This window comes from Vibrio cyclitrophicus (genome assembly GCA_023206055.1).
GTDB classification, from domain to species: domain Bacteria; phylum Pseudomonadota; class Gammaproteobacteria; order Enterobacterales; family Vibrionaceae; genus Vibrio; species Vibrio cyclitrophicus_A.
This window is the reverse complement of sequence record CP065366.1, coordinates 3,482,280-3,506,262: the sequence shown is the minus strand read 5'-3', so window position 1 is coordinate 3,506,262 and position 23,983 is coordinate 3,482,280. Positions and strand designations below refer to the sequence as shown.

Below are 23,983 nucleotides of genomic sequence, written 5' to 3'. Positions count from 1 at the left end.
CACGCAGTGTTATCGAAAAAATAATATTTGGTATGTCGTATGTCTCCAAATGACAGTGTGGATATTGAAATTTTTTCTTCGAACGTATTTACTTCGGTACGTGAACAAAGAGGTGTGTTTAGTGTCTTATATAACCAGAGTGCCTTATATAAAGAAGTGATTCGCGTTATATTAAACAGAGAATTAGACATGCCTGTTTAGGCTGTAAAAGAAGAAATTGATAAAGTATGAAACCAATGGGCATTCGCGCACAGCAAAAAGAAAAAACTCGTCGTAGCTTAATTGATGCAGCATTTAGCCAACTCAGCGCCGATCGTAGTTTTTCCAACCTAAGCTTGAGAGAAGTCGCTCGTGAGGCTGGAATAGCACCGACTTCCTTTTATCGTCACTTTAAAGATATGGATGAGCTTGGCTTAACCATGGTTGATGAAGGTGGTTTATTATTACGCCAACTAATGCGTCAAGCTCGTCAGCGTATAGCAAAGGAAGGCAGTGTGATTCGCACATCGGTTGAAACCTTTATGGAATTTATTGAAAGCAGCCCAAACGTATTCAGACTGTTATTACGAGAGCGCTCAGGAACTTCATTTGAGTTTCGTGCAGCGGTAGCTCGTGAGATACAACACTTTTCTGCTGAATTAACCGAATATCTGATAACGACAGGCATGACAAGAGATGAAGCTTTTACTCAAGCAGAAGCCTCGGTCATATTGGTTTTCAATTCAGGGGCAGAAGCATTAGATTTAGATCGACGTCAGCGAGATGAATTGGCTGAACGCTTGATCATGCAATTACGAATGATGGCCAAAGGGGCTTTTTGGTATCGTAAAGAACGTGAACGTAACCGATTAAAAGGCGGGATTGAATAATGTCGAATGAAAATAATACTGTAAACCGTGGTTCTGAAAGAAAGACACTCGTACTTGCTGTTGTTGCAGGTGTGTGTGGTGATGCACTGTTATCTTGGGTAACAATGAGCGAAGTGGGCTTCTCTATTTTCCCGCTAATTGCTTTAGTTTTGGCTGTACAAGCGCTTTACCAAGAATACCTAACGAATCCAGTATCTGAAGATATTCCATTAGTGGGTTTAGCTTGTTTCTTTGTCGGCGCATTTGGCCACTCGGCTTTTGTGAAAGCACAACATCCTGATGCAGGTTCAAACTTCTTTGCGATTATTGTCGCTATGTTACTGCTCGCTTGGGTAGGTAAGAAGCTAGGCTTTATCGGTAAAACTGCTTAAACCAACGTATAAATAAAAAAAACGAGCCAATGGGCTCGTTTTTTTGTATCTGTTGTACTATCTAGAGAGCGAGATTTACGCTTTACGCTCTAGGAATACACCGGCTTCCATGTGGTGCGTATAAGGGAACTGGTCAAATAGAGCAAAACGAGTGATGTCGTGCGTTTCGCTTAGAATGTCTAGGTTCTCTTTCAATGTCTCAGGGTTACAAGAGATGTACATGATGCGCTCGTACCCTTGAACCATCTTACAAGTATCAACGTCCATACCTGAACGCGGTGGGTCAACAAAGATAGTGTTGCAGTTGTAGCTCTTAAGATCGATGTTCGCTTGCTGTAGACGACGGAACTCACGCTTACCTTCCATTGCTACGGTAAAATCTTCTGCAGACATGCGGATGATCTGAACATTTTCAATGTTGTTCGCCGCGATGTTGTATTGTGCAGATTCTACTGACGGCTTCGCCAATTCTGTTGCCAGTACACGCTCGAAGTTTTGTGCCAGCGCTAATGAGAAGTTACCGTTACCACAGTAAAGCTCAAGCAAGTCGCCTTTGCTGTCTTGAGTACAGTCGACAGCCCATTCCAACATTTTCTCTGCCACTTTGCCGTTTGGTTGAGTAAAGCTGTTCTCTACTTGTTGGTAGATGTAGCTATCACCATTCACATCTAGCTTTTCAATGACGTAGTCGCGGTCCAATACGATTTTCATCTTACGCGCACGACCAATCAGGTTCAGGTTAAAACCTTCATCGTTTAATTGCTGCTTAAGTGCTTTAGCATCTTGAATCCACTGTTCACCTAATTGACGGTGGTAAAGCAGTGACACCAAAATCTCGCCACTCAACGTAGAGAGGAAATCTACTTGGAATAGCTTGTGGCGTAGAGAGTGGTTGTTCTTCATTGCATCCGTTAATAGAGGCATTAGGTCGTTAATAAGACGGCTAGCCGCAGGGAACTGGTCTACACGGTATTTTTCTTTAGTCTCTTGATTGAACATGACGTAATACATATCGTCACCTTCATGCCACACGCGGAACTCAGCACGCATGCGGTAGTGTTGTTCTGGAGATTCATACACTTCCAGCTCAGGCACATTATATTCTGAGAACATTTCAGTAAGACGCTCAGTCTTTTCTGTCAGTTGTTCTTGGTAGCGTTGCGGGTTTACATCTAAATTCGCCATTGTTATGCCTTTTGCTGTCGTGCTTTTAAATCAAGAGCGCAGATTTTATTCAATCACAGGCGCTTGTCCAGTGTTGAGAGCCATTCAGTGTAAATCGGCCATGAAAACTATAGCTTATTAACTATCTTAGACTAGACAAATGATTCATAGGCCAATACTATCTTCGGCAAGCTGGTGCCATTTGGATGTATAGATGGCTGAAGAGGGAATCTGGTGTGAATCCAGAACTGACGCGCAGCGGTAAAAGAGAACGAGTATTCATAAGACACTGCAAATAGCTTTTTGTGGGAAGTCGAATATTAGGTAACCATAAGGTTGTGCTCTTGAGTCCGAATACCTGCCAGCGGCTAAGCCACACAATGTGGTTTGGTAGGACTTTACGCGATTTAGGATCACAACATGAACAAATCCCTTTTAGCGGTTGCTGTAGCATCGCTGCTTTCACCTATCTCCAATTTACATGCCCAAGAAGCCTCTGCCGACGAAACCATGGTAGTTACGGCTAACCGTTTTGAGCAGTCTGCCACGGCGACATTAACTGATGTTGAAGTTGTTACCCGCCAAGATTTTCAAAGAACACAAGCTAAAACAATCCCAGATGTGTTGAGAAGATTAACAGGTATCCAGATTACTCAAAATGGTGGTAGGGGACAGCTCGCTTCTATATTTGTTCGCGGAACAAGTTCTGATCAAGTCCTCGTTTTAGTTGATGGTGTTCGTTTTGCTCGTGCAGCAAAAGGTGCGGTAGATTTCAACCAGATTCCATTGAGTTATGTTCAGAGGATCGAGTATGTACGAGGAGCTCGAGCTTCTTTATACGGTTCCGAAGCTATTGGTGGTGTAATCAACATTATTACGATTGCTCGTGCGACGGATGAGTCAACAACATTGAGTGCTGGTTTGGGTAGCCTAGACTATCAAGAACTTAGTCTAGCATCCGGTGTTGCGACTTCTGAAAATGGTCAGCTAAACCTTGCTATTAGCCATGAAAGCGATGAAGGCTACAATGTTAAGCCCGTACCAGGCTTAAATGATGGCGACCGCCATGGCTTCGAGACGTTGAACGGTTTGATTGGTTATACTCATAAGTTGAATGAACAATTCAGTGTATTTGGTAATGTTCGTGCCTATGAGAATATTTACCAGTACGACAATACATACAGTACACGTAGTTATATGGAATCTGAAAAAGACGATTTATCAGTGTCGATTGGTGGTACTTATCAAGGCCGTCAATTACGCTCTGAAATGCAAGCTACAGTACAAAGCCAAGATTCTTGGAACTATCAATTTGGTGAAAGCAAAACATCTGGAACTCAAGACGAGTTAGAACAAAGCAATGTTCAGTGGGTTAATAGCTATAAATTAAACAAGAATGTTGTGTTAGCTGGTGGCGTTGATTGGCGCGATGAGTCATATGTAGATAAGAATGCGAATAAAACATTCGACCGTTCTAACTTGGCAGTATTCGGTCTATCTTCGGTCACTGTTGATTCTGCAACTTTAGAAGCAAGTGCAAGAGTCGATGACAATGAAGAATTTGGTACAGAAACGACATATAACGTCGGGGCTGGTTATCAATTTATTCCAGAATTTGGTATGAAAGCTTCATACGGTACAGCTTTTAAAGCTCCAAACCTTTACCAACAGTATGATCCGTCTTACGGAACTCAAGATCTTAAGCCAGAAGAATCTGATGCGATTGAGGTGGGCTTTTATGGTCTAGTGAAAGACGTATATTGGACATTAACTGGATACGATTACAAAATCACCAATCTAATCGATTACCACCCAACAACATATAAATACATCAATGTTGATGGTGAGACGCATATTCAAGGTGTAGAGCTGACTGCCGAGTTTGATACGGGCATTGTTCAACACCAGCTGAGTGCTGATTATAAAGATGCAGAAGGTGATGATGGCAAGCAGTTGCAACGCCGAGCAAAAGAACTGTATAAGTGGAATGCATTGGTGGCATTTGACGTCGTCGATTGGTCTATAAGCTATCAATATGTAGGTAAGCGACCTGATGTTGATTACGGGACGTGGCCATATAGTGATGTAACTCTCCCATCTTATTCATTGGTTGACACTGCTGTTAGCTATTATGCTAATGACAACACTACGATCAGTGCTCGTGTTGATAACTTACTTGATGAAGATTACGAAACGGCTTTAGGGTACCCAGCCGCAGAGCGAGCTTACTACTTAAACGTAGCTTACCAGTTCTAATTTACACCTAAACCGCCTTCGGGCGGTTTTTTCTTAATGGGTATATCAATGAAAAAGAAAGTCGTCATAAGTTGGTCATCAGGTAAAGACTCAACATTAACGCTAGAGCGTCTACTTGAAAGCTCCGAATATGAAGTTGTTGCTCTCTATACGACGTATGTTGGAGATGAAGTTCCTTTTCAAGTGACTCCGATTGATGTGGTTGCCATGCAGGCGCAATTAATCGGTTTGCCATTAATCACGATTGAGCTCCCGGAAGTGTTTCCTAGTAATGAGATTTATCAAAGTACCATTGTCTCCGCACTTAAAGGTTCTGGCTTATCAATCGATGCAGTCGCGTTTGGAGACATGTTTTGTAATGGTATTGCCGACTATCGAAGAAGCTATATAGAACCAGCGGGTTGGGAGTCTGTGTTTCCTCTTATGGGAGAGAGCAGTCAGGCACTTGCTAGTGAAATAATAGACAGAGGAATCGAAACCTTTCTTGTAACGGTCGATAGCGATGCATTAGACATGAGCTATTGCGGGAAAAAATACACGCTTGAACTAATAGACAGCTTACCGAGTCATGTTGATCCATGTGGCGAAGATGGCGAGTTCCATACCTTAGTGACATCAGCGCCATGCTTTAAAGGTAAGCTCAAGATAGATCTAGAAAATGTAGAGCAAGGTGAGCGCTTTGTTCATCAACGTTATCAAGCTTGCATTATATAGAGTGAGGATTGGCGAAAACTCAGTGAAGGGGTATCATTGCTGCGGAACTTCTTACAGGTAATGGTTGTGTCGGAAAGCATACAAAAAAACATATTGGTCTTTGATTCTGGAGTGGGTGGCCTATCTGTATATAAGGAGATAAGCCAGTTACTACCAAATCATAACTATACTTATGTATTCGATAACGAGGCTTACCCATACGGTGAACTCGATCAACAAGTTCTTGTCCGCAGAGTCCAAAGTATCGTCGCTAGCTTTGTGGCTAGCCACGCTATTGATATCGTAGTTATAGCCTGCAATACCGCAAGTACGATTGTCTTACCTACACTGCGTGCTAATAATCTAATCCCAATTGTTGGCGTTGTTCCGGCAATCAAACCTGCATCCCTACTTGCCAATAAAGCGGTGGGTCTTATTGCTACTCCCGCAACGATTACTCGTGAATACACACACGAGCTCATCAAAAACTTCTCGAGTAATAAAAGAGTCGAACTTTTAGGCTCTACTCGGCTGGTGGATATGGCCGAAGATAAACTCAGAGGTGAGGTGATTGATCTTGAAGAGTTGCAACTTATCCTTCAACCGATGATCAACACAATTGATGTGGCCGTTTTAGGATGCACACATTTCCCGCTGATAAAATCAGAGATTCAACAAGTCCTAGGTAAGAGTGTTTTATTGGTTGATTCTGGTAAAGCGATTGCGAAGCGAGTTCAAGATTTATTGGATTTGGAAAGTAGTGATAAAGAAGGGGGAGTGCGTGAGGTTTTTTGTAGTGCACTTCCTAAGAAAGAAAGTGCACTAAATAGCATGTTGAAGCAGTTAGGATTTAGCTCAGTTCAGCTTCGTCCGTTTCTGGATGTTTAGGATCATTTGCAACTCGCACTTTTAAAGTTCGTTGCATGTAATCTTTATCGTTAAGTTCTGAAATAGCATGATTCACATCATTGCTAGCCATTACGACAAATCCAAAGCCTCTTCTTTTACCAGTACGTTTGTCTTTCATTAAGCGTACTGCAAATACTTCACCATACTCTGAGAATAATTCACGTACGTGTGACTCATTCGCTTTGTATGGAAGGTTACCTACATAAAGTGTTTTTGTTGATGCCTTCGGTTCTGAATCTGATTTTGAGTCGGTGCTTGAAAAGTTAACAACAAAAGCGGAAGCCAAGACACCAAGGATAAAGGTAATTGCAGGCGATATATCTACCTGAGAGAAAACAATGCCACCTAGAACAGCTAGTGCGACAATTAACAACATCGATTTTTTTGAGTTCATATCGGAATACTACATATTAATAAACGAAATAGACGCATCTACTCTTAACAAAATAGATACATGAATCTTACGTTCATGGTTTCCATTTTGCCAATGTATTGCTGTGATACGTCTCAAATGTTTAGTTTTTATTCGAAAAATGCGGATCTGGTGGCTTTTTAGGCGAACAAAACTTTTATTCAAAAAAGCCCTTGTGCTCTATGTCGATCTCTCTATAATGCCGCCTCACCGACACGGAGTGAGACGAAAGTCACACAGCGAAATCGGTAGAGGAAAAGGAGTTTAAAATAACCCTTGACTCTCTAAGTGGTACAGGTATAGTACGCACCCCTAGCGACTGAGATGTAAATCACAAAACGCTAGCGCTCTTTAACAATTTAAACCTATCAATCTGTGTGGGCACTCGTTGATGAATATCAAAACGTTTTATCGTTAGATAAAACAGATTCTTCGGAATCAAAATTGATTTCAATGAACTGAGTGACCAATACGTTTAACTACTTGTAGTTATTCGGCACAGTCAATTCATTACCATTCTGTTGGAATGGTAATAGCTTTAGAATTACATGTTTACTTCGGTAAATATTAGTTTTGAAGTCAGTATTCGTTGAGTCACAAAATCTTAAATTGAAGAGTTTGATCATGGCTCAGATTGAACGCTGGCGGCAGGCCTAACACATGCAAGTCGAGCGGAAACGACACTAACAATCCTTCGGGTGCGTTAATGGGCGTCGAGCGGCGGACGGGTGAGTAATGCCTAGGAAATTGCCTTGATGTGGGGGATAACCATTGGAAACGATGGCTAATACCGCATAATGCCTACGGGCCAAAGAGGGGGACCTTCGGGCCTCTCGCGTCAAGATATGCCTAGGTGGGATTAGCTAGTTGGTGAGGTAATGGCTCACCAAGGCGACGATCCCTAGCTGGTCTGAGAGGATGATCAGCCACACTGGAACTGAGACACGGTCCAGACTCCTACGGGAGGCAGCAGTGGGGAATATTGCACAATGGGCGAAAGCCTGATGCAGCCATGCCGCGTGTATGAAGAAGGCCTTCGGGTTGTAAAGTACTTTCAGTTGTGAGGAAGGGTGTGTAGTTAATAGCTGCGCATCTTGACGTTAGCAACAGAAGAAGCACCGGCTAACTCCGTGCCAGCAGCCGCGGTAATACGGAGGGTGCGAGCGTTAATCGGAATTACTGGGCGTAAAGCGCATGCAGGTGGTTCATTAAGTCAGATGTGAAAGCCCGGGGCTCAACCTCGGAACTGCATTTGAAACTGGTGAACTAGAGTGCTGTAGAGGGGGGTAGAATTTCAGGTGTAGCGGTGAAATGCGTAGAGATCTGAAGGAATACCAGTGGCGAAGGCGGCCCCCTGGACAGACACTGACACTCAGATGCGAAAGCGTGGGGAGCAAACAGGATTAGATACCCTGGTAGTCCACGCCGTAAACGATGTCTACTTGGAGGTTGTGGCCTTGAGCCGTGGCTTTCGGAGCTAACGCGTTAAGTAGACCGCCTGGGGAGTACGGTCGCAAGATTAAAACTCAAATGAATTGACGGGGGCCCGCACAAGCGGTGGAGCATGTGGTTTAATTCGATGCAACGCGAAGAACCTTACCTACTCTTGACATCCAGAGAAGCCAGCGGAGACGCAGGTGTGCCTTCGGGAGCTCTGAGACAGGTGCTGCATGGCTGTCGTCAGCTCGTGTTGTGAAATGTTGGGTTAAGTCCCGCAACGAGCGCAACCCTTATCCTTGTTTGCCAGCGAGTAATGTCGGGAACTCCAGGGAGACTGCCGGTGATAAACCGGAGGAAGGTGGGGACGACGTCAAGTCATCATGGCCCTTACGAGTAGGGCTACACACGTGCTACAATGGCGCATACAGAGGGCAGCAAGCTAGCGATAGTGAGCGAATCCCAAAAAGTGCGTCGTAGTCCGGATTGGAGTCTGCAACTCGACTCCATGAAGTCGGAATCGCTAGTAATCGTGAATCAGAATGTCACGGTGAATACGTTCCCGGGCCTTGTACACACCGCCCGTCACACCATGGGAGTGGGCTGCAAAAGAAGTGGGTAGTTTAACCTTTCGGGGAGGACGCTCACCACTTTGTGGTTCATGACTGGGGTGAAGTCGTAACAAGGTAGCCCTAGGGGAACCTGGGGCTGGATCACCTCCTTATACGAAGATACTTACGATGAGTGTCCACACAGATTGATGGTTTAGATTTAGTTAAAGCCAGAGCTTTAATTAATAACGTAAGTTATTGATTAAAGCTTTTTGCTTTATGCTCTTTAACAATTTGGAAAGCTGACTGATTGATTACTTACGAGTAATTCAATCAAATTTAAAAGTTCTCAATGTTTATCTTTCATTAGATAAACACAACAAACACATTCAAGTGTCTTGTATTCGAATCAATGTTTACATTGATTCACAATTGAGTCCGGCAAACAGTTATCAAGAATTAACCCTTCTTGATGACAACCAAAAACCTTGGTTAGTTGCCATACGCTAAGACCCTTTCGGGTTGTATGGTTAAGTGACTAAGCGTACACGGTGGATGCCTTGGCAGTCAGAGGCGATGAAAGGCGTAATAACTTGCGATAAGCCCAGATTAGGTAGTAATAACCTTTTGAGTCTGGGATTCCTGAATGGGGAAACCCACTTGCATAAGCAAGTATCCTGTTGTGAATACATAGCAACAGGAGGCAAACCGGGGGAACTGAAACATCTAAGTACCCCGAGGAAGAGAAATCAACCGAGATTCCGAAAGTAGCGGCGAGCGAAATTGGATTAGCCCTTAAGCTTTTAATGAGACAGATGAAGGCTCTGGAAAGTGCCGCAATAAAGGGTGATAGCCCCGTAATCGACATCTCATAATCAGTGAAAACGAGTAGGGCGGGACACGTGATATCCTGTCTGAATATGGGGGGACCATCCTCCAAGGCTAAATACTACTGACTGACCGATAGTGAACCAGTACCGTGAGGGAAAGGCGAAAAGAACCCCTGTGAGGGGAGTGAAATAGAACCTGAAACCGTGTACGTACAAGCAGTAGGAGCACCTTCGTGGTGTGACTGCGTACCTTTTGTATAATGGGTCAGCGACTTAATTTTAGTAGCAAGGTTAACCGTTTAGGGGAGCCGTAGGGAAACCGAGTCTTAACTGGGCGTACAGTTGCTAGGATTAGACCCGAAACCAGGTGATCTAGCCATGGGCAGGTTGAAGGTTGAGTAACATCAACTGGAGGACCGAACCGACTAATGTTGAAAAATTAGCGGATGACTTGTGGCTAGGGGTGAAAGGCCAATCAAACCTGGAGATAGCTGGTTCTCCCCGAAAGCTATTTAGGTAGCGCCTCGGACGAATACTACTGGGGGTAGAGCACTGTTAAGGCTAGGGGGTCATCCCGACTTACCAACCCTTTGCAAACTCCGAATACCAGTAAGTACTATCCGGGAGACACACGGCGGGTGCTAACGTCCGTCGTGGAGAGGGAAACAACCCAGACCGCCAGCTAAGGTCCCAAAGTATAGCTAAGTGGGAAACGATGTGGGAAGGCTCAGACAGCCAGGATGTTGGCTTAGAAGCAGCCATCATTTAAAGAAAGCGTAATAGCTCACTGGTCGAGTCGGCCTGCGCGGAAGATGTAACGGGGCTAAGCTATACACCGAAGCTGCGGCTACGTACCTTAGGGTATGTGGGGTAGGGGAGCGTTCTGTAAGCCGTTGAAGGTGGTCTGTAAGGGCTGCTGGAGGTATCAGAAGTGCGAATGCTGACATGAGTAACGATAAAGGGAGTGAAAAACTCCCTCGCCGGAAGACCAAGGGTTCCTGTCCAACGTTAATCGGGGCAGGGTAAGTCGACTCCTAAGGCGAGGCCGAAAGGCGTAGTCGATGGGAAACGGGTTAATATTCCCGTACTTCTTACAATTGCGATGGGGGGACGGAGAAGGCTAGGTGGGCCTGGCGACGGTTGTCCAGGTTCAAGTATGTAGGCGGAAAGTTTAGGTAAATCCGGACTTTCTTAACGCTGAGATACGATGTCGAGCTACTACGGTAGTGAAGTCATTGATGCCATGCTTCCAGGAAAAGCCTCTAAGCTTCAGATTGTAAGGAATCGTACCCCAAACCGACACAGGTGGTCGGGTAGAGAATACCAAGGCGCTTGAGAGAACTCGGGTGAAGGAACTAGGCAAAATGGTACCGTAACTTCGGGAGAAGGTACGCTCTTATCAGTGAAGTCCCTTGCGGATGGAGCAGACGAGAGTCGCAGATACCAGGTGGCTGCAACTGTTTATTAAAAACACAGCACTGTGCAAAATCGTAAGATGACGTATACGGTGTGACGCCTGCCCGGTGCCGGAAGGTTAATTGATGGGGTTAGACTTCGGTCGAAGCTCTTGATCGAAGCCCCGGTAAACGGCGGCCGTAACTATAACGGTCCTAAGGTAGCGAAATTCCTTGTCGGGTAAGTTCCGACCTGCACGAATGGCGTAATGATGGCCACGCTGTCTCCACCCGAGACTCAGTGAAATTGAAATCGCTGTGAAGATGCAGTGTACCCGCGGCTAGACGGAAAGACCCCGTGAACCTTTACTACAGCTTGGCACTGAACATTGAACCTACATGTGTAGGATAGGTGGGAGACTATGAAACCGCGTCGCTAGATGTGGTGGAGTCGTCCTTGAAATACCACCCTTGTAGTTTTGATGTTCTAACGTTGGTCCCTGAATCGGGATTACGGACAGTGCCTGGTGGGTAGTTTGACTGGGGCGGTCTCCTCCCAAAGAGTAACGGAGGAGCACGAAGGTGGGCTAAACACGGTTGGACATCGTGTGGTTAGTGCAATGGCATAAGCCCGCTTGACTGCGAGAATGACAATTCGAGCAGGTGCGAAAGCAGGTCATAGTGATCCGGTGGTTCTGAATGGAAGGGCCATCGCTCAACGGATAAAAGGTACTCCGGGGATAACAGGCTGATACCGCCCAAGAGTTCATATCGACGGCGGTGTTTGGCACCTCGATGTCGGCTCATCACATCCTGGGGCTGAAGTCGGTCCCAAGGGTATGGCTGTTCGCCATTTAAAGTGGTACGCGAGCTGGGTTTAGAACGTCGTGAGACAGTTCGGTCCCTATCTGCCGTGGGCGTTGGAAAATTGAAAGGGGCTGCTCCTAGTACGAGAGGACCGGAGTGGACGAACCTCTGGTGTTCGGGTTGTCATGCCAATGGCATTGCCCGGTAGCTAAGTTCGGAATCGATAACCGCTGAAAGCATCTAAGCGGGAAGCGAGCCTTGAGATGAGTTTTCCCTGGCACTATAAGTGTCCTAAAGGGTTGTCGTAGACTACGACGTTGATAGGCAGGGTGTGTAAGTGCTGCGAGGCATTGAGCTAACCTGTACTAATTGCCCGTGAGGCTTAACCATACAACACCCAAGGGGTTTTGTGGACTCAGATGTACCAGACCTTGAATGAGTTTGAAGAGAAATACTTTTAGATTATAGCTTTCCGAATTTTAAAATTTGCTTGGCGACCATAGCATTGTGGACCCACCTGATTCCATGCCGAACTCAGAAGTGAAACACAATAGCGCCGATGGTAGTGTGGGGCTTCCCCATGTGAGAGTAGGACATCGCCAGGCTTTAATTTCGACTTTGTCTATTTAATAGACAAGTCACCATAGAGTTCTAAGTTTCTTAGAGTTTTATGTTGACTTTCAAAGTGGAAAGCGTATTATACGCGTCCTGCTTACGTGCTAAGGCACTGAAAGCAAAGCTCTTTAACAATTTAAACCTATCAATCTGTGTGGGCACTCGTTGATGAATATCAAAACGTTTTATCGTTAGATAAAACAGATTCTTCGGAATCAAAATTGATTTCAATGAACTGAGTGACCAATACGTTTAACTACTTGTAGTTATTCGGCACAGTCAATTCATTACCATTCTGTTGGAATGGTAATAGCTTTAGAATTACATGTTTACTTCGGTAAATATTAGTTTTGAAGTCAGTATTCGTTGAGTCACAAAATCTTAAATTGAAGAGTTTGATCATGGCTCAGATTGAACGCTGGCGGCAGGCCTAACACATGCAAGTCGAGCGGAAACGACACTAACAATCCTTCGGGTGCGTTAATGGGCGTCGAGCGGCGGACGGGTGAGTAATGCCTAGGAAATTGCCTTGATGTGGGGGATAACCATTGGAAACGATGGCTAATACCGCATAATGCCTACGGGCCAAAGAGGGGGACCTTCGGGCCTCTCGCGTCAAGATATGCCTAGGTGGGATTAGCTAGTTGGTGAGGTAATGGCTCACCAAGGCGACGATCCCTAGCTGGTCTGAGAGGATGATCAGCCACACTGGAACTGAGACACGGTCCAGACTCCTACGGGAGGCAGCAGTGGGGAATATTGCACAATGGGCGAAAGCCTGATGCAGCCATGCCGCGTGTATGAAGAAGGCCTTCGGGTTGTAAAGTACTTTCAGTTGTGAGGAAGGGTGTGTAGTTAATAGCTGCGCATCTTGACGTTAGCAACAGAAGAAGCACCGGCTAACTCCGTGCCAGCAGCCGCGGTAATACGGAGGGTGCGAGCGTTAATCGGAATTACTGGGCGTAAAGCGCATGCAGGTGGTTCATTAAGTCAGATGTGAAAGCCCGGGGCTCAACCTCGGAACTGCATTTGAAACTGGTGAACTAGAGTGCTGTAGAGGGGGGTAGAATTTCAGGTGTAGCGGTGAAATGCGTAGAGATCTGAAGGAATACCAGTGGCGAAGGCGGCCCCCTGGACAGACACTGACACTCAGATGCGAAAGCGTGGGGAGCAAACAGGATTAGATACCCTGGTAGTCCACGCCGTAAACGATGTCTACTTGGAGGTTGTGGCCTTGAGCCGTGGCTTTCGGAGCTAACGCGTTAAGTAGACCGCCTGGGGAGTACGGTCGCAAGATTAAAACTCAAATGAATTGACGGGGGCCCGCACAAGCGGTGGAGCATGTGGTTTAATTCGATGCAACGCGAAGAACCTTACCTACTCTTGACATCCAGAGAAGCCAGCGGAGACGCAGGTGTGCCTTCGGGAGCTCTGAGACAGGTGCTGCATGGCTGTCGTCAGCTCGTGTTGTGAAATGTTGGGTTAAGTCCCGCAACGAGCGCAACCCTTATCCTTGTTTGCCAGCGAGTAATGTCGGGAACTCCAGGGAGACTGCCGGTGATAAACCGGAGGAAGGTGGGGACGACGTCAAGTCATCATGGCCCTTACGAGTAGGGCTACACACGTGCTACAATGGCGCATACAGAGGGCAGCAAGCTAGCGATAGTGAGCGAATCCCAAAAAGTGCGTCGTAGTCCGGATTGGAGTCTGCAACTCGACTCCATGAAGTCGGAATCGCTAGTAATCGTGAATCAGAATGTCACGGTGAATACGTTCCCGGGCCTTGTACACACCGCCCGTCACACCATGGGAGTGGGCTGCAAAAGAAGTGGGTAGTTTAACCTTTCGGGGAGGACGCTCACCACTTTGTGGTTCATGACTGGGGTGAAGTCGTAACAAGGTAGCCCTAGGGGAACCTGGGGCTGGATCACCTCCTTATACGAAGATACTTACGATGAGTGTCCACACAGATTGATTAGGTTTAGAAAAGTAAAGAGACGATATTGGGTCTGTAGCTCAGCTGGTTAGAGCGCTCGCCTGATAAGCGGGAGGTCGGTGGTTCAAGTCCACTCAGACCCACCAATATCGACCTAGATGGGGCTATAGCTCAGCTGGGAGAGCGCCTGCCTTGCACGCAGGAGGTCTGCGGTTCGATCCCGCATAGCTCCACCATCTTTAAGGGTTTTTCCCTAAGAATCTTTAAAAATGGTTTCGAAAGAAATCAAGCTCTTTAACAATTTGGAAAGCTGACTGATTTGATTACTTACGAGTAATTCAAATCAAATTTAAAAGTTCTCAATGTTTATCTTTCATTAGATAAACACAACAAACACATTCAAGTGTCTTGTATTCGAATTAAATTTATTTGATTCACAATTGAGTCCGGCAAACAGTTATCAAGAATTAACCCTTCTTGATGACAACCAAAAACCTTGGTTAGTTGCCATACGCTTATTTGTCTTCACTCCTGTTTGTCTTCACTTTTTAGAAGTGAAAATAAAAAGGAAAGTGAAAGTAAATAGAAACCCTTTCGGGTTGTATGGTTAAGTGACTAAGCGTACACGGTGGATGCCTTGGCAGTCAGAGGCGATGAAAGGCGTAATAACTTGCGATAAGCCCAGATTAGGTAGTAATAACCTTTTGAGTCTGGGATTCCTGAATGGGGAAACCCACTTGCATAAGCAAGTATCCTGTTGTGAATACATAGCAACAGGAGGCAAACCGGGGGAACTGAAACATCTAAGTACCCCGAGGAAGAGAAATCAACCGAGATTCCGAAAGTAGCGGCGAGCGAAATTGGATTAGCCCTTAAGCTTTTAATGAGACAGATGAAGGCTCTGGAAAGTGCCGCAATAAAGGGTGATAGCCCCGTAATCGACATCTCATAATCAGTGAAAACGAGTAGGGCGGGACACGTGATATCCTGTCTGAATATGGGGGGACCATCCTCCAAGGCTAAATACTACTGACTGACCGATAGTGAACCAGTACCGTGAGGGAAAGGCGAAAAGAACCCCTGTGAGGGGAGTGAAATAGAACCTGAAACCGTGTACGTACAAGCAGTAGGAGCACCTTCGTGGTGTGACTGCGTACCTTTTGTATAATGGGTCAGCGACTTAATTTTAGTAGCAAGGTTAACCGTTTAGGGGAGCCGTAGGGAAACCGAGTCTTAACTGGGCGTACAGTTGCTAGGATTAGACCCGAAACCAGGTGATCTAGCCATGGGCAGGTTGAAGGTTGAGTAACATCAACTGGAGGACCGAACCGACTAATGTTGAAAAATTAGCGGATGACTTGTGGCTAGGGGTGAAAGGCCAATCAAACCTGGAGATAGCTGGTTCTCCCCGAAAGCTATTTAGGTAGCGCCTCGGACGAATACTACTGGGGGTAGAGCACTGTTAAGGCTAGGGGGTCATCCCGACTTACCAACCCTTTGCAAACTCCGAATACCAGTAAGTACTATCCGGGAGACACACGGCGGGTGCTAACGTCCGTCGTGGAGAGGGAAACAACCCAGACCGCCAGCTAAGGTCCCAAAGTATAGCTAAGTGGGAAACGATGTGGGAAGGCTCAGACAGCCAGGATGTTGGCTTAGAAGCAGCCATCATTTAAAGAAAGCGTAATAGCTCACTGGTCGAGTCGGCCTGCGCGGAAGATGTAACGGGGCTAAGCTATACACCGAAGCTGCGGCTACGTACCTTAGGGTATGTGGGGTAGGGGAGCGTTCTGTAAGCCGTTGAAGGTGGTCTGTAAGGGCTGCTGGAGGTATCAGAAGTGCGAATGCTGACATGAGTAACGATAAAGGGAGTGAAAAACTCCCTCGCCGGAAGACCAAGGGTTCCTGTCCAACGTTAATCGGGGCAGGGTAAGTCGACTCCTAAGGCGAGGCCGAAAGGCGTAGTCGATGGGAAACGGGTTAATATTCCCGTACTTCTTACAATTGCGATGGGGGGACGGAGAAGGCTAGGTGGGCCTGGCGACGGTTGTCCAGGTTCAAGTATGTAGGCGGAAAGTTTAGGTAAATCCGGACTTTCTTAACGCTGAGATACGATGTCGAGCTACTACGGTAGTGAAGTCATTGATGCCATGCTTCCAGGAAAAGCCTCTAAGCTTCAGATTGTAAGGAATCGTACCCCAAACCGACACAGGTGGTCGGGTAGAGAATACCAAGGCGCTTGAGAGAACTCGGGTGAAGGAACTAGGCAAAATGGTACCGTAACTTCGGGAGAAGGTACGCTCTTATCAGTGAAGTCCCTTGCGGATGGAGCAGACGAGAGTCGCAGATACCAGGTGGCTGCAACTGTTTATTAAAAACACAGCACTGTGCAAAATCGTAAGATGACGTATACGGTGTGACGCCTGCCCGGTGCCGGAAGGTTAATTGATGGGGTTAGACTTCGGTCGAAGCTCTTGATCGAAGCCCCGGTAAACGGCGGCCGTAACTATAACGGTCCTAAGGTAGCGAAATTCCTTGTCGGGTAAGTTCCGACCTGCACGAATGGCGTAATGATGGCCACGCTGTCTCCACCCGAGACTCAGTGAAATTGAAATCGCTGTGAAGATGCAGTGTACCCGCGGCTAGACGGAAAGACCCCGTGAACCTTTACTACAGCTTGGCACTGAACATTGAACCTACATGTGTAGGATAGGTGGGAGACTATGAAACCGCGTCGCTAGATGTGGTGGAGTCGTCCTTGAAATACCACCCTTGTAGTTTTGATGTTCTAACGTTGGTCCCTGAATCGGGATTACGGACAGTGCCTGGTGGGTAGTTTGACTGGGGCGGTCTCCTCCCAAAGAGTAACGGAGGAGCACGAAGGTGGGCTAAACACGGTTGGACATCGTGTGGTTAGTGCAATGGCATAAGCCCGCTTGACTGCGAGAATGACAATTCGAGCAGGTGCGAAAGCAGGTCATAGTGATCCGGTGGTTCTGAATGGAAGGGCCATCGCTCAACGGATAAAAGGTACTCCGGGGATAACAGGCTGATACCGCCCAAGAGTTCATATCGACGGCGGTGTTTGGCACCTCGATGTCGGCTCATCACATCCTGGGGCTGAAGTCGGTCCCAAGGGTATGGCTGTTCGCCATTTAAAGTGGTACGCGAGCTGGGTTTAGAACGTCGTGAGACAGTTCGGTCCCTATCTGCCGTGGGCGTTGGAAAATTGAAAGGGGCTGCTCCTAGTACGAGAGGACCGGAGTGGACGAACCTCTGGTGTTCGGGTTGTCATGCCAATGGCATTGCCCGGTAGCTAAGTTCGGAATCGATAACCGCTGAAAGCATCTAAGCGGGAAGCGAGCCTTGAGATGAGTTTTCCCTGGCACTATAAGTGTCCTAAAGGGTTGTCGTAGACTACGACGTTGATAGGCAGGGTGTGTAAGTGCTGCGAGGCATTGAGCTAACCTGTACTAATTGCCCGTGAGGCTTAACCATACAACACCCAAGGGGTTTTGTGGACTCAGATGTACCAGACCTTGAATGAGTTTGAAGAGAAATACTTTTAAATACAGTTTTCCAGATTATTTTGCCTTCAGTTTTTAAAAAACTGAAAGTAAAAGCAAAATTTGCTTGGCGACCATAGCATTGTGGACCCACCTGATTCCATGCCGAACTCAGAAGTGAAACACAATAGCGCCGATGGTAGTGTGGGGCTTCCCCATGTGAGAGTAGGACATCGCCAGGCTTTAATTTCGACTTTGTCTATTTAATAGACAAGTCACCATAGAGTTCTAAGTTTCTTAGAGTTTTATGTTGACTTTCAAAGTGGAAAGCGTATTATACGCGTCCTGCTTACGTGCTAAGGCACTGAAAGCAAAGCTCTTTAACAATTTAAACCTATCAATCTGTGTGGGCACTCGTTGATGAATATCAAAACGTTTTATCGTTAGATAAAACAGATTCTTCGGAATCAAAATTGATTTCAATGAACTGAGTGACCAATACGTTTAACTACTTGTAGTTATTCGGCACAGTCAATTCATTACCATTCTGTTGGAATGGTAATAGCTTTAGAATTACATGTTTACTTCGGTAAATATTAGTTTTGAAGTCAGTATTCGTTGAGTCACAAAATCTTAAATTGAAGAGTTTGATCATGGCTCAGATTGAACGCTGGCGGCAGGCCTAACACATGCAAGTCGAGCGGAAACGACACTAACAATCCTTCGGGTGCGTTAATGGGCGTCGAGCGGCGGACGGGTGAGTAATGCCTAGGAAATTGCCTTGATGTGGGGGATAACCATTGGAAACGATGGCTAATACCGCATAATGCCTACGGGCCAAAGAGGGGGACCTTCGGGCCTCTCGCGTCAAGATATGCCTAGGTGGGATTAGCTAGTTGGTGAGGTAATGGCTCACCAAGGCGACGATCCCTAGCTGGTCTGAGAGGATGATCAGCCACACTGGAACTGAGACACGGTCCAGACTCCTACGGGAGGCAGCAGTGGGGAATATTGCACAATGGGCGAAAGCCTGATGCAGCCATGCCGCGTGTATGAAGAAGGCCTTCGGGTTGTAAAGTACTTTCAGTTGTGAGGAAGGGTGTGTAGTTAATAGCTGCGCATCTTGACGTTAGCAACAGAAGAAGCACCGGCTAACTCCGTGCCAGCAGCCGCGGTAATACGGAGGGTGCGAGCGTTAATCGGAATTACTGGGCGTAAAGCGCATGCAGGTGGTTCATTAAGTCAGATGTGAAAGCCCGGGGCTCAACCTCGGAACTGCATTTGAAACTGGTGAACTAGAGTGCTGTAGAGGGGGGTAGAATTTCAGGTGTAGCGGTGAAATGCGTAGAGATCTGAAGGAATACCAGTGGCGAAGGCGGCCCCCTGGACAGACACTGACACTCAGATGCGAAAGCGTGGGGAGCAAACAGGATTAGATACCCTGGTAGTCCACGCCGTAAACGATGTCTACTTGGAGGTTGTGGCCTTGAGCCGTGGCTTTCGGAGCTAACGCGTTAAGTAGACCGCCTGGGGAGTACGGTCGCAAGATTAAAACTCAAATGAATTGACGGGGGCCCGCACAAGCGGTGGAGCATGTGGTTTAATTCGATGCAACGCGAAGAACCTTACCTACTCTTGACATCCAGAGAAGCCAGCGGAGACGCAGGTGTGCCTTCGGGAGCTCTGAGACAGGTGCTGCATGGCTGTCGTCAGCTCGTGTTGTGAAATGTTGGGTTAAGTCCCGCAACGAGCGCAACCCTTATCCTTGTTTGCCAGCGAGTAATGTCGGGAACTCCAGGGAGACTGCCGGTGATAAACCGGAGGAAGGTGGGGACGACGTCAAGTCATCATGGCCCTTACGAGTAGGGCTACACACGTGCTACAATGGCGCATACAGAGGGCAGCAAGCTAGCGATAGTGAGCGAATCCCAAAAAGTGCGTCGTAGTCCGGATTGGAGTCTGCAACTCGACTCCATGAAGTCGGAATCGCTAGTAATCGTGAATCAGAATGTCACGGTGAATACGTTCCCGGGCCTTGTACACACCGCCCGTCACACCATGGGAGTGGGCTGCAAAAGAAGTGGGTAGTTTAACCTTTCGGGGAGGACGCTCACCACTTTGTGGTTCATGACTGGGGTGAAGTCGTAACAAGGTAGCCCTAGGGGAACCTGGGGCTGGATCACCTCCTTATACGAAGATACTTACGATGAGTGTCCACACAGATTGATTAGGTTTAGAAAAGCAAAGAGATGAAGAACTCCCAAGTTCTTCAAGGTTTGTTTCTACTTTTTAAAGTAGAGATGAATTAGCAGTGTCCCGTTCGTCTAGAGGCCTAGGACACCGCCCTTTCACGGCGGTAACAGGGGTTCGACTCCCCTACGGGATACCATTGGGTCGTTAGCTCAGTTGGTAGAGCAGTTGACTTTTAATCAATTGGTCGCAGGTTCGAATCCTGCACGACCCACCATTCTTTCTCCGCGAAGGAATTAAAACTATCGTGGGCGATTAGCTCAGTTGGGAGAGCACCTGCCTTACAAGCAGGGGGTCACTGGTTCGAGCCCGGTATCGCCCACCATTCTCTAAATATTCTTGGAAGTTAAATCTCCAAACCACTTCTTATGTCGTTGGTTGGATTTTTCGACTGTGAGAGTCTTTAGAAAATGTGAATTTTAGAACACTGGTTCTTAAAGTCTCATGCTCTTTAACAATTTGGAAAGCTGACTGATTTGATTACTTACGAGTAATTCAAATCAAATTTAAAAGTTCTCAATGTTTACCTTTATGGTAAACACAACAAACACATTCAAGTGTCTTGTATTCGAATCAATGTTTACATTGATTCACAATTGAGTCCGGCAAACAGTTATCAAGAATTAACCCTTCTTGATGACAACCAAAAACCTTGGTTAGTTGCCATACGCTAAGACCCTTTCGGGTTGTATGGTTAAGTGACTAAGCGTACACGGTGGATGCCTTGGCAGTCAGAGGCGATGAAAGGCGTAATAACTTGCGATAAGCCCAGATTAGGTAGTAATAACCTTTTGAGTCTGGGATTCCTGAATGGGGAAACCCACTTGCATAAGCAAGTATCCTGTTGTGAATACATAGCAACAGGAGGCAAACCGGGGGAACTGAAACATCTAAGTACCCCGAGGAAGAGAAATCAACCGAGATTCCGAAAGTAGCGGCGAGCGAAATTGGATTAGCCCTTAAGCTTTTAATGAGACAGATGAAGGCTCTGGAAAGTGCCGCAATAAAGGGTGATAGCCCCGTAATCGACATCTCATAATCAGTGAAAACGAGTAGGGCGGGACACGTGATATCCTGTCTGAATATGGGGGGACCATCCTCCAAGGCTAAATACTACTGACTGACCGATAGTGAACCAGTACCGTGAGGGAAAGGCGAAAAGAACCCCTGTGAGGGGAGTGAAATAGAACCTGAAACCGTGTACGTACAAGCAGTAGGAGCACCTTCGTGGTGTGACTGCGTACCTTTTGTATAATGGGTCAGCGACTTAATTTTAGTAGCAAGGTTAACCGTTTAGGGGAGCCGTAGGGAAACCGAGTCTTAACTGGGCGTACAGTTGCTAGGATTAGACCCGAAACCAGGTGATCTAGCCATGGGCAGGTTGAAGGTTGAGTAACATCAACTGGAGGACCGAACCGACTAATGTTGAAAAATTAGCGGATGACTTGTGGCTAGGGGTGAAAGGCCAATCAAACCTGGAGATAGCTGGTTCTCCCCGAAAGCTATTTAGGTAGCGCCTCGGACGAATACTACTGGGGGTAGAGCACTGTTAAGGCTAGGGGGTCATCCCGACTTACCAACCCTTTGCAAACTCCGAATACCAGTAAGTACTATCCGGGAGACACACGGCGGGTGCTAACGTCCGTCGTGGAGAGGGAAACAACCCAGACCGCCAGCTAAGGTCCCAAAGTATAGCTAAGTGGGAAACGATGTGGGAAGGCTCAGACAGCCAGGATGTTGGCTTAGAAGCAGCCATCATTTAAAGAAAGCGTAATAGCTCACTGGTCGAGTCGGCCTGCGCGGAAGATGTAACGGGGCTAAGCTATACACCGAAGCTGCGGCTACGTACCTTAGGGTATGTGGGGTAGGGGAGCGTTCTGTAAGCCGTTGAAGGTGGTCTGTAAGGGCTGCTGGAGGTATCAGAAGTGCGAATGCTGACATGAGTAACGATAAAGGGAGTGAAAAACTCCCTCGCCGGAAGACCAAGGGTTCCTGTCCAACGTTAATCGGGGCAGGGTAAGTCGACTCCTAAGGCGAGGCCGAAAGGCGTAGTCGATGGGAAACGGGTTAATATTCCCGTACTTCTTACAATTGCGATGGGGGGACGGAGAAGGCTAGGTGGGCCTGGCGACGGTTGTCCAGGTTCAAGTATGTAGGCGGAAAGTTTAGGTAAATCCGGACTTTCTTAACGCTGAGATACGATGTCGAGCTACTACGGTAGTGAAGTCATTGATGCCATGCTTCCAGGAAAAGCCTCTAAGCTTCAGATTGTAAGGAATCGTACCCCAAACCGACACAGGTGGTCGGGTAGAGAATACCAAGGCGCTTGAGAGAACTCGGGTGAAGGAACTAGGCAAAATGGTACCGTAACTTCGGGAGAAGGTACGCTCTTATCAGTGAAGTCCCTTGCGGATGGAGCAGACGAGAGTCGCAGATACCAGGTGGCTGCAACTGTTTATTAAAAACACAGCACTGTGCAAAATCGTAAGATGACGTATACGGTGTGACGCCTGCCCGGTGCCGGAAGGTTAATTGATGGGGTTAGACTTCGGTCGAAGCTCTTGATCGAAGCCCCGGTAAACGGCGGCCGTAACTATAACGGTCCTAAGGTAGCGAAATTCCTTGTCGGGTAAGTTCCGACCTGCACGAATGGCGTAATGATGGCCACGCTGTCTCCACCCGAGACTCAGTGAAATTGAAATCGCTGTGAAGATGCAGTGTACCCGCGGCTAGACGGAAAGACCCCGTGAACCTTTACTACAGCTTGGCACTGAACATTGAACCTACATGTGTAGGATAGGTGGGAGACTATGAAACCGCGTCGCTAGATGTGGTGGAGTCGTCCTTGAAATACCACCCTTGTAGTTTTGATGTTCTAACGTTGGTCCCTGAATCGGGATTACGGACAGTGCCTGGTGGGTAGTTTGACTGGGGCGGTCTCCTCCCAAAGAGTAACGGAGGAGCACGAAGGTGGGCTAAACACGGTTGGACATCGTGTGGTTAGTGCAATGGCATAAGCCCGCTTGACTGCGAGAATGACAATTCGAGCAGGTGCGAAAGCAGGTCATAGTGATCCGGTGGTTCTGAATGGAAGGGCCATCGCTCAACGGATAAAAGGTACTCCGGGGATAACAGGCTGATACCGCCCAAGAGTTCATATCGACGGCGGTGTTTGGCACCTCGATGTCGGCTCATCACATCCTGGGGCTGAAGTCGGTCCCAAGGGTATGGCTGTTCGCCATTTAAAGTGGTACGCGAGCTGGGTTTAGAACGTCGTGAGACAGTTCGGTCCCTATCTGCCGTGGGCGTTGGAAAATTGAAAGGGGCTGCTCCTAGTACGAGAGGACCGGAGTGGACGAACCTCTGGTGTTCGGGTTGTCATGCCAATGGCATTGCCCGGTAGCTAAGTTCGGAATCGATAACCGCTGAAAGCATCTAAGCGGGAAGCGAGCCTTGAGATGAGTTTTCCCTGGCACTATAAGTGTCCTAAAGGGTTGTCGTAGACTACGACGTTGATAGGCAGGGTGTGTAAGTGCTGCGAGGCATTGAGCTAACCTGTACTAATTGCCCGTGAGGCTTAACCATACAACACCCAAGGGGTTTTGTGGACTCAGATGTACCAGACCTTGAATGAGTTTGAAGAGAAATACTTTTAAATACAGTTTTCCAGATTATTTTGCCTTCAGTTTTTAAAAAACTGAAAGTAAAAGCAAAATTTGCTTGGCGACCATAGCATTGTGGACCCACCTGATTCCATGCCGAACTCAGAAGTGAAACACAATAGCGCCGATGGTAGTGTGGGGCTTCCCCATGTGAGAGTAGGACATCGCCAGGCTTTAAATTTGAACACTTGTCAGCGACGACAAGTATTCCACTGCGGAGTGGTAGTTCAGTTGGTTAGAATACCGGCCTGTCACGCCGGGGGTCGCGGGTTCGAGTCCCGTCCACTCCGCCACTTATTAGAAAAGCCCTGCTAGAAATAG

General features: G+C 47.1%; 7 protein-coding genes, 6 tRNA genes, 9 rRNA genes and 1 riboswitch. Of the genes, 20 read left to right on the top strand and 2 right to left on the bottom strand.

Going from position 1 to position 23,983, the window contains the following annotated elements:
* Positions 1-227: 227 nt before the first annotated feature.
* Together fabR and ITG09_15620 are read left to right on the top strand one after the other, a co-directional pair.
* The gene (fabR, locus tag ITG09_15625; GenBank protein ID UPR52059.1) at positions 228-869 is read left to right on the top strand and encodes an HTH-type transcriptional repressor FabR; all 642 of its coding nucleotides are present in this window, start codon (positions 228-230) and stop codon (positions 867-869) included.
* Entirely contained in the window at positions 869-1,240 is a 372-nt protein-coding gene (locus tag ITG09_15620) for a YijD family membrane protein (GenBank protein UPR52058.1), read from the top strand. The genes fabR and ITG09_15620 overlap by 1 nt, the downstream gene beginning before the upstream one ends.
* A 75-nt stretch (positions 1,241-1,315) precedes the next feature.
* Here ITG09_15620 and trmA read toward each other — a convergent pair whose 3' ends face one another.
* A complete protein-coding gene (gene trmA, locus ITG09_15615; GenBank protein ID UPR52057.1) occupies positions 1,316-2,425 on the bottom strand; it encodes a tRNA (uridine(54)-C5)-methyltransferase TrmA in 1,110 nt (369 codons plus the stop codon).
* Between the two features lie 155 nt (positions 2,426-2,580).
* A riboswitch (cobalamin riboswitch) is annotated at positions 2,581-2,785 on the top strand.
* Positions 2,786-2,824: 39 nt separating this feature from the next.
* Here trmA and btuB point away from each other — a divergent pair.
* Genes btuB through ITG09_15600 form a run of 3 tightly spaced genes read left to right on the top strand, consistent with a single transcriptional unit; the run spans position 2,825 to position 6,241 of the window.
* Entirely contained in the window at positions 2,825-4,660 is a 1,836-nt protein-coding gene (gene btuB / locus ITG09_15610; protein UPR52056.1) for a TonB-dependent vitamin B12 receptor, read from the top strand.
* 48 nt (positions 4,661-4,708) lie between these two features.
* On the top strand, positions 4,709-5,374 hold the full coding sequence (locus ITG09_15605) for an adenine nucleotide alpha hydrolase (GenBank protein UPR52055.1): 666 nt from the start codon (positions 4,709-4,711) through the stop codon (positions 5,372-5,374).
* Between the two features lie 60 nt (positions 5,375-5,434).
* Positions 5,435-6,241 (top strand): glutamate racemase, encoded by an 807-nt coding sequence (locus ITG09_15600; protein ID UPR53658.1) that lies wholly within the window; start codon positions 5,435-5,437, stop codon positions 6,239-6,241.
* Here ITG09_15600 and ITG09_15595 read toward each other — a convergent pair.
* Positions 6,204-6,656: an RNA-binding protein gene (locus ITG09_15595; protein ID UPR52054.1), complete on the bottom strand. Its 453-nt coding sequence runs from the start codon at positions 6,654-6,656 to the stop codon at positions 6,204-6,206. The genes ITG09_15600 and ITG09_15595 overlap by 38 nt on opposite strands.
* 624 nt (positions 6,657-7,280) lie before the next feature.
* Between ITG09_15595 and ITG09_15590 the strand changes: the two genes are divergently transcribed.
* From ITG09_15590 to ITG09_15520, 15 genes are all read left to right on the top strand, one after another.
* A 16S ribosomal RNA gene (locus ITG09_15590) occupies positions 7,281-8,835 on the top strand.
* Positions 8,836-9,190: 355 nt separating this feature from the next.
* Positions 9,191-12,083 (top strand): 23S ribosomal RNA (locus ITG09_15585).
* Positions 12,084-12,182: 99 nt separating this feature from the next.
* Positions 12,183-12,298, top strand: a 5S ribosomal RNA gene (rrf, locus tag ITG09_15580).
* 393 nt (positions 12,299-12,691) lie between these two features.
* Positions 12,692-14,246: ribosomal RNA gene (locus tag ITG09_15575) — 16S ribosomal RNA — on the top strand.
* A 67-nt stretch (positions 14,247-14,313) separates the two neighbouring features.
* Positions 14,314-14,390: transfer RNA gene (locus ITG09_15570), tRNA-Ile, on the top strand.
* Between the two features lie 14 nt (positions 14,391-14,404).
* Positions 14,405-14,480, top strand: a tRNA-Ala gene (locus ITG09_15565).
* Positions 14,481-14,849: 369 nt separating this feature from the next.
* Positions 14,850-17,742 (top strand): 23S ribosomal RNA (locus ITG09_15560).
* Between the two features lie 134 nt (positions 17,743-17,876).
* Positions 17,877-17,992: ribosomal RNA gene (gene rrf / locus ITG09_15555) — 5S ribosomal RNA — on the top strand.
* Positions 17,993-18,385: 393 nt separating this feature from the next.
* Positions 18,386-19,940, top strand: a 16S ribosomal RNA gene (locus ITG09_15550).
* A 123-nt stretch (positions 19,941-20,063) separates the two neighbouring features.
* Positions 20,064-20,139: transfer RNA gene (locus tag ITG09_15545), tRNA-Glu, on the top strand.
* A gap of 2 nt (positions 20,140-20,141) precedes the next feature.
* Positions 20,142-20,217 (top strand) — tRNA-Lys (locus ITG09_15540).
* 32 nt (positions 20,218-20,249) lie between these two features.
* A tRNA-Val gene (locus ITG09_15535) sits at positions 20,250-20,325 on the top strand.
* Between the two features lie 367 nt (positions 20,326-20,692).
* Positions 20,693-23,585, top strand: a 23S ribosomal RNA gene (locus ITG09_15530).
* A gap of 134 nt (positions 23,586-23,719) precedes the next feature.
* Positions 23,720-23,835, top strand: a 5S ribosomal RNA gene (rrf, locus tag ITG09_15525).
* Together the 16S, 23S and 5S rRNA genes with 6 tRNA genes alongside form the textbook arrangement of a ribosomal RNA operon.
* 43 nt (positions 23,836-23,878) lie before the next feature.
* A tRNA-Asp gene (locus tag ITG09_15520) sits at positions 23,879-23,955 on the top strand.
* Positions 23,956-23,983 lie beyond the last annotated feature (28 nt).